The sequence below is a fragment of the Agrobacterium sp. RC10-4-1 genome, assembly GCF_014138475.1.
Classification (GTDB): Bacteria; Pseudomonadota; Alphaproteobacteria; order Rhizobiales; family Rhizobiaceae; genus Agrobacterium; species Agrobacterium pusense.
Genome location: NZ_JACJIT010000003.1, coordinates 224,195 through 235,973, shown reverse-complemented (window position 1 = coordinate 235,973; position 11,779 = coordinate 224,195). Strand labels below are relative to the sequence as shown.

Sequence of the window (11,779 nt, the reverse complement as noted above, 5' to 3'; positions counted from 1 at the left end):
GGAAATCCCCATGAAAACCTACAAGGTTCGAACCGGCTGCGAAATCGCCGGGCGCTGGCGGTCGGCTGGCGAAATCATCCCCCTGACCGACGACGAAGCCCGCGAGCTTGCGCCGCCCTTCGGCAATGTCGTTTTCCCTGAAAAAGAGGATAGCGCCCATGGCAAGCTCAACCGGCGTAAACGGTCAGACCGGCGCACCGCTGAATGATTGGCCGCATACGCAGCAGTCAATCCGCAAAATCCTGAAAACGCCGAAAGGCTCCCGCGTCATGCGGCGGACCTTCGGCAGCAATGTTCCTGATTTCATAGACAGCAAGATGACGCGGCGGAATGTGCTTGCGCTCTACTCTGCCGCCGCAACGGCAATCCTCGAATGGGAACCGCGCTTCCGCATGACTGCCGGGCGCGTGACCGAAGCGGATGCCGGTGGCGTCATCGCGCTCGATATCTTCGGCACCTATTACCCTCGCGGCCATCGTGGCGATTACTCCATTGCGGAGAGTGCCAGCGTCCGCGTCATTTATCGGGGCAGATGACCATGGCGATTTACGTACCGACGACGATTGATGTGTCCCGCCTGCCGGTGCCAGACGCAATTGAGCCGCTGGATTTTGAAACGCTCTACAGCCAGTTCAAGAGCCGGTTCCTCACATTCTGGAACGCGCAGCGAGCAATCAATCCAAGCCTGCCAGAATATGACGTGCAGGATCTCGAAACGGACCCGGCGGGTGTTGTCGGCGAAGCGTGGTCTTATCTGAGGCTTCTTGATCGCCAACGGGTCAATGACGCTTTCCGGTCTCTGCTGGCGGCGTATGCCAAAGGTTCTGATCTTGATGCGGTCGTCGCGGACCAGAAGGTATTCCGTCTCATCGTTGTCCCTGCAACCGCAAACGCGGCGGCAATTATGGAAGGCGATGACGCGCTGTTGCGACGTTACTTCCTGTCCTTCGATGTACCGTCCGCTGCCTCAGCCGGTCGATATCTGTTTGATGCGTGGACGGCTTGGCCGCAATCTGCCGACAAGGCCCTTGGGCTTTGGGACGCGCGGGTAAATGGCCGGGCTGTGCATGGCCGTCGCGGTGATACGGATGTTGTTATCATCGGCCCGATGGGCAGGCTTCCAACCGTCCTGGAGCTGGACACTGTCCGGTCGTCGGTAACAAACCCGAACCGCGCCCCGGAATCCGTGGCTATCTCGGTCATGGCCGCCGGGCGCACGGAATACGCGGTCTCGCTTGTCCTCGAAATTCCGGCGGTCGGGCCGTCTGCGGATATCGTTCGGCAGGAAGCGGAAAAGCGTGTCACCGCAGCGGCGACCTCCCGCATCCTGATTGGCGGGGAAATCCCCGAAGCGCTGTTTTCGGGGGCGGCATTTGGTGACGGCGTTATCAGGGTGCGCGACCTCTCGCCGGTCGTCATCCAGCCCGACGCCTACAAGGTGCCGGTGATGACCAGCCTTAACATCGCTGTCGAGGTGCGGGCATGAGCGAAGTAGGCGTGTTGCTGCCATCATCGGCGGAGCCATTCGAAAAGGCGCTTGCCGCCGGTATGTCGGACGATCTGCCGATACCTTACGCGGTTCTGATGGACCCCTACCAGACGCCCGCGCGGTTCCTGCCTTGGCTGGCCGTGCATCATTCCGTCGATCTCTGGTTTGATGATTGGACCGAAGAGCGCAAGCGGGAAATGATTGCGCAGTGCGCCGGGGTTTCGACGCTCTATCCCGCCTCTCCCTTGGGCGCGCTGAAAGGCACGCTTGTCGGGCTGAAACGCTACCTTGCGTTTGTTGATGCGGAAATCGTGGATCGCATCGCACATCCGAACCGCTTCACCTTCGGGCGGGCGGTGATTGGCCGAACGCCGATAGCGCACCAGCCGTTTGTTGCGCATTACCTTGTTCGCGTCACGCTGACAGCGCCGAAGAACCGCTTTCAGATAGGCCGCAGCGCCTTCGGGCGGGCGGCGATGACGGCAATCAACCTTGAACCTATCCGCCGCGCCAAGCGCGCCATGACGACCGCCAAGACGCCGGAAACGCTCTATTCGGTTTCCTTCGCATGGCGGCGCGGCATCACCTTTAACGACAACATTTTCATCGACGGAAGCCATGCCATCGGCGGTTACATGGATCGCAAGCGGCTGGATTGAGGGTAACGACACATGCAGCGCACTTCCTTTGCAGAAGCTGAAATCGCCGATCACGCCGATTTCGAAGCCATCGGTTTACAGGCGCAGGCCGCGACGGACGGCCTCTGGCTGGATGCCATCGGCTATCCCGCACATTGGGCCGCTTTCACGGTGGCGCGTAAATCGGCGCAGGAAATCACGGTCTCCGCTGGCCGCTATGTTGCCGGGGAAATCGTTTATGCGCAGGAAGCGCCGAACGATATGAACCTTCAGATTTATATCCCGGCGGCAGCTTCCGACCAGCGTTGGGTTGCGATCCTGCTTCGCGGCAAAGAAGTGACGGACACGGCAAACCGCCCGTTCGAAACTTCCGACGATCCTGAAACCAGCGTCATCGTCAACCGCACCACGCCGAAGACAATCCGCCGGGTTGTCGAACTGATCGTGCAGCCGGGCGAAGCGAACCCGGTTCCCGTCAAGCCCCTTGTGGCCTCCACCGACGCATGTATTGCCTTTGTGCTGCTGACCTCTTCCGGGGTAGATACCATTGAGCCGGGCAATAGTGACCGCGTGAAAACCCTCTATGAAGTGGAGGGCCGCGTTACCGCGCTGGAGGTCGATCTTGATGGCCTCTTCATGCGGACCGAGACGATTGAAACGCAGATCGTCAACATCAAGGCCAAGCTGACGGAAATTCCCCGTCCGGTCATCATTCGCCAGATGCAACGCGATATCGGCGCGGCCCGCTTGAAAGTCGATTTGCCGGACGAAGCCCGCGCCTACGTCTTCGACAACGCGCTTGTCAAAGATCGATGGGACATGGTGCATGTAGACTGGCTTGCGCGTATCGAAGAGGGTGTTCGCTTTGGTTTTGCCGCCGAAGCTCAGGCCCGGCTCGAATTGCAGGCGGAAGACGATCCAAAGATTGTGTTTCGCGGTCGCCGCATGGTGCCAGCCTTTGACGAGGTGACGCGCATTGCAAACACGTCGCTGGATGGCACGCTGAACATTTCGCAGTTGGTGCACACGGAAACCACGCTTGTTCGCAAGGAAGCCTCCCGCATTCGTATCACCTATGGCCCGACGCAATGGGCCTGTGAAAACGTGGCGGGATGGTCTGGCCTCGGGGGTGATTCCAGGGTGGGGCAAATGCTCAATGTCGGCGGCGAGACCTTCGAAGTGGTCTATGTCGGCGCAAATGGCGGGCCGGGCCATCAGCAATATGGCGTCCGGCAAATCCGATATGAGATTTACAACGAACCCTTCTGGGAATACGTCACTGAGAAAGTTGGCGTCAACGGCTCCATCTACGGGCAGTCGTTCCTTGTCGCGCAACCGATGCAGTTGACGAGCCTTGACCTTTCGTTTGCTCGCGTCGGCGCTGATGGCGATGTGCATGTGTTCATCGTTGAAACCACACCTAATGGCATGCCGCGTTTCGATGCGGTGTTGGCGCAGGGCAAGCTTGACCACGCAAATCTTATCGTCGGTTGGAACAAGGCTGTTCTGCCCATCACACTACTGGAGAGCGGCAAGCGCTATGCCTTCGTGACGGTCACGACCGGTGCGCATGCGTTGCATGTCTCCGCCGCGAACAAGTACACGGGCGGAACGCAGTTTCTGACGACTGACGGCGCATTTGCTCAAGGTTCGATGGAAACAGATATCTGCTTCCGCCTCAACGCCGCCCGTTATCGCAGCCCTCGCACGGTTATCCCGATGCAGGCTTTGAACCTCGCGGACGGCATGACGCAAATCGACATGTTGTTCGCTGGTTGGGTGCCGGGTGGTTGTGCCCTCGGCTGGGAAATCCGTCCATCAGGCTCAACCGTTTGGACGGAGCTTGATGACGGCGACCCGGCGACCAATCCGCTTGTCGGGCTTCCGGCCTCGGTGGAATTGCGCATGGTCATGATGGGTACGGCTGATTTGCAGCCCATGATCCAGCTTGACGAGAAAGCGATTTCCCGTGTCGCCCGCAACCGCAACACCATGCGGGCCGTCACCAAAAGCTTCCCGTTCGGTTTTGCTACAACGCATATCCAGACGCAATACACGCTGGATGCTTTCGACGCGGAGCGCCACACCTTCACGCCTGCCATCATGGTCGGCAACGCGGTGGTAAATCCTGACACAACGGAAATCATCTTTGATGCGCAGGTGCCAACGCGCCGGACATATCTTTCCACATACACGCTCGGCGCTGCGGCAAATGCTGCGCGTATGCGTCCAGCCGCAACCACAAACAATGTCGTGTCGGTCCCGTTCGTGCAGGACGCCTTCATTGCTGCCCTTTAAGGAGTCCCCATGGCTTTCCAGATCGATACGGAAAAAACCTATCAGGTGAAGCTTTCGCGCCCGGTGAAGCGCGGGGCCTTCACCTTCAAGCCGCTCAATGAAATCACCATGCTTGGAAAGGTCGTGGTGGCCATCATCGAACAGGAAGGCGACGAGGTGCTTGACTATGCCAGAGAGGTCTAACGGCTATCAGCTTCCCTCTTGGCCGACGACGCTCATTGATCGGTTGTTGTGGAATTCCACAATGGCCGACCTTGATGAGCGGCTAAAGGCCCGCGAGGCACTAGAGGCATCGTTTGAAAGCTTGCAGGCCCAAGGCATTCAGGCGTCACTCAACTACATTCAGGTGAACGTTGCGCCGCAGCTTGCAAATCTGAAAACTTCGATCGATCTGGCGCAGGCGCAAATTGACCAGATCATTATCGGCGGCAAAGCTCCCGACACGCTCAAGTTTGGTGGGCAGTTGCCCGCATACTACGCGACAGCGCAGGCCCTTTCCCAAGGGTTGGCAGAAAAGGTCCCGACCACTCGCAAGGTGAATGGAAAAGACCTTGCCGGCGATATCACGCTGGACAAGGCAGATGTTGGCCTTAGCAACGCCAACAACACGTCCGACAAGGACAAGCCTGTAAGTGACGCGCAACGGGCAGCAATCGACGCCGTTGCGCAGGCTGCTGCGGATGCGGATTCGACCAAGGCCAGCAACGAAAATCGCCATCTGAACCCCGCGTTTCAGGTCAGTCAGGATCGCAATGTCGGAACATTGCTCGATATATCCACGCCAAGCGTTTATCTGTTTGATGGGGTTGTCGTCGGCGCACGTGGCGGCGGGATCTTACGCGGAACACTGGCAGCCAAAACGAGTTCCGATGGCTCTGTCACCCGGCCGCGATTGGTCGTTCAAACAGCCGATGCGGCTCTTGCGGCAACCGACTTTTATGCAGCTGAATTTCCGATTGAAGGCGTGAATGTTTCCGACCTTCAATTTGGGACCGCTGGAGCCAAGCCTTTCACATGGCGCGGTGTCGTTTGCCTGCCGCAAGGAACCTACGGCCTATCCTTCACGAACTTCGATAACACGCGAACCTATGTCGCGATGTTTACTGTCACGGCTGGGGAAGCAAACAAAGACAAACTTATTTCGTTTGCTGTTCCGGGTGATACGGCAGGAACTTGGCTCAAGGACACATCGGGCACGGGCATTAGGGCGCGTGTGACATTCGCCTTTGGCAGCAGCTTTATGACGGCTACCGAAGGCGCTTGGGTGGCCGGGAACTTTTTGGGCACAGCCGCCCAAACCAACGCTCTGGCAACGGTCGGAAACACGCTCGAAATCGCGGATATTGGTCTGTATTTTGGCACAAAGTTGCCGGAATGGCAGAAGCCTGATTACGACAAGGTCTTAAAGGCTTGCCGCCGCCTTTTCCGCGTCTGTGGTGCGAACGTGTTCTCAACCGGGCACGGCTCATATGGCGGGGCGATTGCGAATTTTGATCTAACCGAAATGAGAGGCAGCCCGGTTGTGCAAGCCTTTTCACAAAACAACTTCGGTGGCTTTCCCGGTGGCGCGCAAACTGGGCTCAACACGGGCAACTCTCAGAAGAGAGCATATGTCGCGCCGAATGGCCAAGCCCCAGCAGATAGCGGGGCGGAGCTAATCCTAATCGCAAATTCGAGGCTTTGAAAATGACCGTATCGAATATCATTTTCACCGCCCCGACGCCGTCTACGGCGGTGAAGTTAGTTATGTCCAGTGGCGAGGAATGGTCGGACGACCTTTCACTTGCGGCGGACAATTACCTGCGGCACTTGCGAGATGAGTGGCTAGCGGCGGGCAACACTCCAGAACCGTTTGCAGTGACCGCACCAACTGAAATGGAAGTTGATCGCGAGCGTGATCGGCGCATTGCGGCAGGCTTCACATTCAACGGGGTCGTTTATCAGTCGCGTCGGCAGGATCGCGAGAACATCGCAGGCGCGTCTACGGCTGCGCTCGCGGCCATGGTCAACGGCGCACAGCCGGGCGATTTCCGATGGCACGGCGGCGACAGTGATTTCGAATGGATCGCGGCTGACAACTCGACGCATCCGCTCGACGCGCAAACGACATTTGCCATGGGGCAGGCTGCGATGGCCCATAAGCAGGCTCATATTTTCGCGGCGCGCGCGCTGAAAGACATGGACCCGATACCGGCGGACTTCGCTTCGAACGATACCTATTGGCCTATTGGAACACCGGACGCCAGTTGACAAATCACCCCGCCCGATCTGGCGGGGCGCTTCCTCATTTCCGGGTTTGAGCCGGAACCTTCCTTCAAAAATTTGGAACCTTCAACGGAGACCAGCCGAATGGTTGACCTGTCCTATCATCATGGCGTCAAGCTTGTCGAAAGCGCCGACTCCCCGGCAATCCTGCGTGTGACCCGCAGCGGCATTACTTATGTCAACGGCATTGCGCCTGACGCGGACCCTGCCGCTTTCCCTCTCAACTATCCGACCATCGTTCGGTCGCTGACAGCGGCAACCGCGCTCGGCGCGGCGGGTACGCTTCTGGAAGATATCAAGACTGTGTTCGATGAAGGCGGCTCTTGGTGCATCGTCAACCGTGTTCCCGAAAGCCCCGACCCTGCCACACTTCAAAACAACCTCATCGGCGATCCCGTGGCCCGGACGGGCCTTTATGCGGCACTCCGCGCCAAAGCCCTGACCGGCTATCAGCCGCGTGTCATCATCACTGCCGGAGATACCGGCGCATGGATTGAGGACGGCGTGGTTTCGGTGTCGCTGACCTCGCAGGGCGATAACCTGACCGAAGCGCCAGTCGTGACCGCAACGGGCGGCGGCAATGATCCCGGCAAGGTATTGCCGACGCTGGAGGCCGTGATGGGAACCGGGGCCGACGCCGACAAGGTTGTTTCCGTCAAGGTCGTTGCGCCCGGCAAGAAAATGTCGCAAGCGCCCGTCCTGACCTTCACGGGCGGCGGGGCAGATGCTGGCAAGGTGCTGCCGACCGCGACCGCAAATGTCGGCGACGTGGCTAACCCCTATGTTTCGGCGCTCAATGCCATCACCCCGAAAATCCGCGCCCGTGCCTATATCTCGGGTCCGAACACGACCGACGCCGAAGCCGTGCGCTTCCGCCAGACGGTTAACGGCGGTCGCATCCTCATCATTGATCCGAAGGTGATAAAGAACGTCAACGGCGTGCCGGTGACGAAGCCTGTTGCCGCTGTCTTCGCTGGCGTCCGCGCCCGTGTCGTGGCATCGGCGGAAGGCTTCTCCGGGTCGGTGTCGAACAAGATCATTCGCACCATCGACGGTGTCGCGCGCACGATCTCCTATCCCGATGACAGCAACTACCTGAACGAAAATCAGGTCGCCACGATCATCAACGAGCGCGGCGGCTTCAGAACGTGGGGTAGCCGTCTCGCGATTGATGATCCGCTGTGGCAGTTCGACAGCGTGCGCGCCACCGCCGACATGATCAATGAGTCTCTTGAAGACCTCTATTTCCTCTACGTGGATCGCAAGACCACGAAGGGCAATTTCAAGATGCTCATCGAAGACGGCAACGCCGCAATGCGTGTCTTCGCGAAGAACGAAGACATTCTCGGCGGTAGCGTCTGGCTGTCCGACCAGAACGACCCGACCTTGATGGTCAACGGCAAGACCCTGCTCGGGGTCGAATTCGAGCCGGTTGGCCTCATGGAGCAAATCCACATCACCACCCACCGCAACATCGTCCGCTATCAGTTGCTGATTGACGAGGTGAACGGGGCAATCGAAATCGGCGCGCTCTCGGTCGCCGCGTAAGGAGCTTTTCACATGGCGCAAAAAACTCTCCCCGCCTACATCCTGCGGAACTGCATGCTGTGGGCGGACCGTCAAAGCAAGCTCGGGCAGATCGGCGATATCACGCCGCCGGTTCCCGAAGCCGTCCGCGAGGATGTCCGTAATGCCGGGATGATCAAGGCCCGCAAGGTGCATCTCGGTTACAACGCGCTGGAATTCAGCTTCAAGATGCCGGGGGTGGACCCGCAGATTTTGAAGCTGCACGGCATCAAGATCGGCGAGGAAACGCCCTTCATGATCACCGGGGCGCTGGTGGACGAAGATGGCACCACGCATAGCGCCGTGATGACCATTCGCGGCAGGGTGTACAAGCCGGATGCCGGGACGTGGAAGGCAGGCGAGCTTTCCGAAAACGACTACGGAGTCGACGTGAACTATTACAAGCTCGAAATCGACGGCGAGCAAATCTACGAGATGGACGATTTTGATTTCAAGGTCGGTGGCGTCTCGCAGTTTGGCGATATCCGAAACGCTTTGCTGCTGTAACGGCTGCCGCTTCTTTTCTCTCCAAATCCTTCCAATCCGGCCCGCGTTCTGCGGGCCATTTTTTCAGGTGAAACCATGGACGCAATCTCTGCAACGCTCGCCAAGCCGGTCGAGTATGACGGCAAGACCTATACTGACCTGACCTTCCGCGAACCGGATGTCGGCGATTTGCTTGTGGCGGACGAGACCACCTCCGACCTCGCGCGGATGGTCACGCTGCTCGCCCTCATTTCCGATGTGCCGTTACCTGCGTTCAAGAAGATCAAGGGCAGCGATTTCAAGGCGATCATCGCCAAGACGAAACCGCTGTTGGGAAACGAACAGAAAACCACGACTGGCGGCTAGTAGCCGTCTACGTCGCAAGTACCACACACACACCGCTCAACGTGATTGAGCGGTGGCCCGCCCGAAAACTCCTGGCATATTTCCACAAGGCCACCGAGTTAAGAAAAATCATGAGAGAATGACCATGGGTGTCCAGCAAAGCAGCCTCCGTATCTCGCTTATTGATGATGCGAGCGCCACCGCGCGACATATCGGACGCGCGCTGGACGGCCTGCGGGCGCAATCCGCTTCCGCCTTCGCGCCTATGCGGGGTTTGATCGGGCAGGCGGTTGCGCTCGGCGCTGGTTACTTTGGTGTCACGCGCGGTCTGGAAGCGACGGCGGGCGCGGCCATCAGTTTCGAGTCTGCATTTGCAGACGTGAAAAAGGTAGTCGAAGCCAATGAGGACCAGTTTGAAAACATGCGCCGTAGCATCCGGCGCATGTCGGGCGAAATCCCGCTGGCCGCAAACGACATTGCCGCGCTGTTCGCCGCCGCAGGTGAAAGCGGCATTGCGACCGAAGATTTACAGAGCTTTGCGGAAATGGCCGCGCGCGTCGGCATCGCCTTCGATCTCGGGGCAGGCGAGGCGGGCGAAAGTCTTGCAAAGCTGAAAACGCAGCTTGGTTTGACAGTCGCCGAAACCGGCGATATGGCCGATGCCATCAACCACTTGTCGAACAACATGGCGTCCAAGGCCAAGGACGTGACCGAATTTATGTTGCGGGTCGGCTCCTTCGGTGAAATGGGCGGCTTCGCGAAAGAAGAACTTGCGGCCATGGGTAGCGCCATGATCTCCGCCGGTTCGGATGCCAGCACGGCGGGCACCGCCATGTTGAACGTCATCCGCGCATTGACGAAAGGCGAGTTTGCCAAGAAGTCGCAGCGGGACGCCGCCAAGGCGCTCGGGCTGCATCTGCCGTCCATCGCCAAGGATATGCAAAAAGACGCGAAAGGCACCATGCGCAAGGTGCTGACGGCGATTGCGAAAGCGCCTAAGGATAAGCAGGTTTCCTTGCTGTCCGAATTCTTCGGCGATGAAGCCCGCGCCTTCATGCCGCTGGTCGGCAACATCAAGCTGCTTGATCAAGCATTAGACAGCGTGGCCGACCGCACGAAATATGCAGGCTCGGCATTCAATGAGTACATCCAGCGCGCCAGCACCACGCAAAATGTTCTGGACCTGCTCGGAAACAAGATTTCAAACGTGTTCGCGGAAATCGGTGACAGCATGTTGCCGACCATCCGCGAGGGCGCGCAGGGCATCGGCGAGGTGCTGGACACGCTCGGCAACCGCGTGACGATCTTCGATCAGATCACCAATTTCACGAAGGGGTTTGCGCAGGGCTTCGGTTATACCGGTGGCATGAAGGAATTCATGAACGATCTCGGTGACCTGTTGCTTGGGCCTGTTGATCCGAACGCCGCCGACCGCATTGGAGCAATTTTCATGCGGGCGAAGGAATGGGGCGCTTCCATCCGCGAATTGAACGATGCGATTAAGGATAACCCTATCGCCAAGTTTTTTGCGGAAATGTCCGGCTACGGCTTCCAGCTTTTTGCGTGGGGCATGGGTATCTCTATGTTGGCTGGCACCATTCGCAAACTCGCGGCGGCGCTCTTTGTGTTGTCCGGCGCAAGCACGTTGCTCGGGGCTTTGAAAACTGTCGGCTCAATCGCGGCCATTGTTGGCGGCGGTGCTGTGGCGGGTGGTGCCGCTGCGGGGGCTGGAACTGGTTCGGCGGGTGCGGCGGCAGGCGGAGCGGCGACGGCTGGTTTGCTCGGGCGATGGGGTTCGATCGCTACCGGCCTAGCCCGTATAGGCATCTATGGAACCGCTGGCGCTGGCCTTTGGGAAATGGGTAAGGCCAGCTATACTGGCGACACCTTTTACAAGCAGGGAAAAGCGTGGCTTCCCGGCCCGGAGGACTTGCTGCACGCGGTCGGAAGCTATTTCGCGTCATCCCCGCCTTCGACCGCTCTTCCAGCTTCTGCGTCGGCGCAGTTGTCGTTGGATGCAGCGCGTTCGGCTCGGGCTGCGGGCTTTGGTGGGTCTACCGACAACCTACCGGGAAAAACTATGGATGATCTAGGAATCCGAACGGTTCGGATTGACTCGTCATCTCTCGCCCAAATGGAGCGGCCCTCCGGCACGCAAGACGTGCGGGTAGTTAACCCACAGCGCCCGGATATCACGATCCATGCGCCGATTACGATAACAGGGGTGGTCGATCCGCGTGCCGCTGCGTCTGCGGCAATCAGCGAGATTTCGAATGCACTAGCTCCGAACCTCGAAGGTTCATTCAGTGATTAAGGTTTAGCTTCGTAAACCACCCACCACTGTTCGCCCTCTTCGTATGCGCGGTAACTGATCGGGGCTTTCTGACCGTTGGCAAGCATGGCTATGCCTTCGCATTCCAGGCGGGTATCAGTTTTTGAAACCTGTTTGGAATCGATGACGCCGACAACCTTGACCTGAAAAGCGTTCGTGTTCTCGGCAGAGATTTTCACAACGTCGGGCACTAGGCTTTTGCAGGTGTAAGCCGTTGCGCCAAAAAGCTGGACGGAAACTGAATCCCAGTTGCTGTAGGCATATATCGCTCCTGCGATAATCGCTGCCCATATGATGCGCTTCGGCCACTCGTTTGCTGCTGGTGTTTCCGTCTGGCTCTCAGTCATTCCGCGTCCCCCA

General features: G+C 58.6%; 13 protein-coding genes. 12 read left to right on the top strand and 1 reads right to left on the bottom strand.

Going from position 1 to position 11,779, the window contains the following annotated elements:
* The first annotated feature begins 10 nt into the window (after positions 1-10).
* The 12 genes from FHW77_RS09660 to FHW77_RS09605 all read left to right on the top strand — a co-directional run bounded on the left by FHW77_RS09660 (position 11) and on the right by FHW77_RS09605 (position 11,401).
* On the top strand, positions 11-208 hold the full coding sequence (locus FHW77_RS09660) for a hypothetical protein (protein ID WP_182590463.1): 198 nt from the start codon (positions 11-13) through the stop codon (positions 206-208).
* Positions 159-536 (top strand): GPW/gp25 family protein, encoded by a 378-nt coding sequence (locus FHW77_RS09655; protein ID WP_182590462.1) that lies wholly within the window; start codon positions 159-161, stop codon positions 534-536. Before FHW77_RS09660 ends, FHW77_RS09655 begins: the two co-directional genes overlap by 50 nt.
* A 2-nt stretch (positions 537-538) precedes the next feature.
* Complete coding sequence (locus FHW77_RS09650) at positions 539-1,486, top strand: baseplate J/gp47 family protein (RefSeq protein ID WP_210276993.1); 948 nt, start codon at positions 539-541, stop codon at positions 1,484-1,486.
* Complete coding sequence (locus FHW77_RS09645) at positions 1,483-2,148, top strand: phage tail protein I (protein ID WP_182590461.1); 666 nt, start codon at positions 1,483-1,485, stop codon at positions 2,146-2,148. Before FHW77_RS09650 ends, FHW77_RS09645 begins: the two co-directional genes overlap by 4 nt.
* 12 nt (positions 2,149-2,160) lie before the next feature.
* Positions 2,161-4,425, top strand: coding sequence for a hypothetical protein (locus FHW77_RS09640; protein WP_182590460.1), 2,265 nt, complete (start codon positions 2,161-2,163; stop codon positions 4,423-4,425).
* Between the two features lie 9 nt (positions 4,426-4,434).
* Positions 4,435-4,608: a hypothetical protein gene (locus FHW77_RS09635; protein WP_182590459.1), complete on the top strand. Its 174-nt coding sequence runs from the start codon at positions 4,435-4,437 to the stop codon at positions 4,606-4,608.
* Between the two features lie 61 nt (positions 4,609-4,669).
* Positions 4,670-6,109 carry a hypothetical protein gene (locus FHW77_RS09630; RefSeq protein WP_182590458.1) on the top strand — a complete coding sequence of 480 codons (1,440 nt, stop codon included), beginning with the start codon at positions 4,670-4,672 and terminating at the stop codon, positions 6,107-6,109.
* A gap of 2 nt (positions 6,110-6,111) precedes the next feature.
* Positions 6,112-6,675, top strand: coding sequence for a DUF4376 domain-containing protein (locus tag FHW77_RS09625; RefSeq protein WP_182590457.1), 564 nt, complete (start codon positions 6,112-6,114; stop codon positions 6,673-6,675).
* 99 nt (positions 6,676-6,774) lie between these two features.
* Complete coding sequence (locus FHW77_RS09620) at positions 6,775-8,238, top strand: phage tail sheath subtilisin-like domain-containing protein (protein ID WP_182590456.1); 1,464 nt, start codon at positions 6,775-6,777, stop codon at positions 8,236-8,238.
* Positions 8,239-8,250: 12 nt separating this feature from the next.
* The gene (locus FHW77_RS09615; protein ID WP_080816010.1) at positions 8,251-8,763 is read left to right on the top strand and encodes a phage major tail tube protein; all 513 of its coding nucleotides are present in this window, start codon (positions 8,251-8,253) and stop codon (positions 8,761-8,763) included.
* Between the two features lie 75 nt (positions 8,764-8,838).
* Positions 8,839-9,108: a phage tail assembly protein gene (locus FHW77_RS09610; protein WP_182590455.1), complete on the top strand. Its 270-nt coding sequence runs from the start codon at positions 8,839-8,841 to the stop codon at positions 9,106-9,108.
* A gap of 52 nt (positions 9,109-9,160) precedes the next feature.
* The gene (locus FHW77_RS09605; protein WP_353618971.1) at positions 9,161-11,401 is read left to right on the top strand and encodes a phage tail tape measure protein; all 2,241 of its coding nucleotides are present in this window, start codon (positions 9,161-9,163) and stop codon (positions 11,399-11,401) included.
* Here the strand turns inward: FHW77_RS09605 and FHW77_RS09600 are convergent.
* Complete coding sequence (locus tag FHW77_RS09600) at positions 11,398-11,766, bottom strand: hypothetical protein (protein ID WP_182590454.1); 369 nt, start codon at positions 11,764-11,766, stop codon at positions 11,398-11,400. The two genes, FHW77_RS09605 and FHW77_RS09600, sit on opposite strands and share 4 nt — an antisense overlap.
* Positions 11,767-11,779 lie beyond the last annotated feature (13 nt).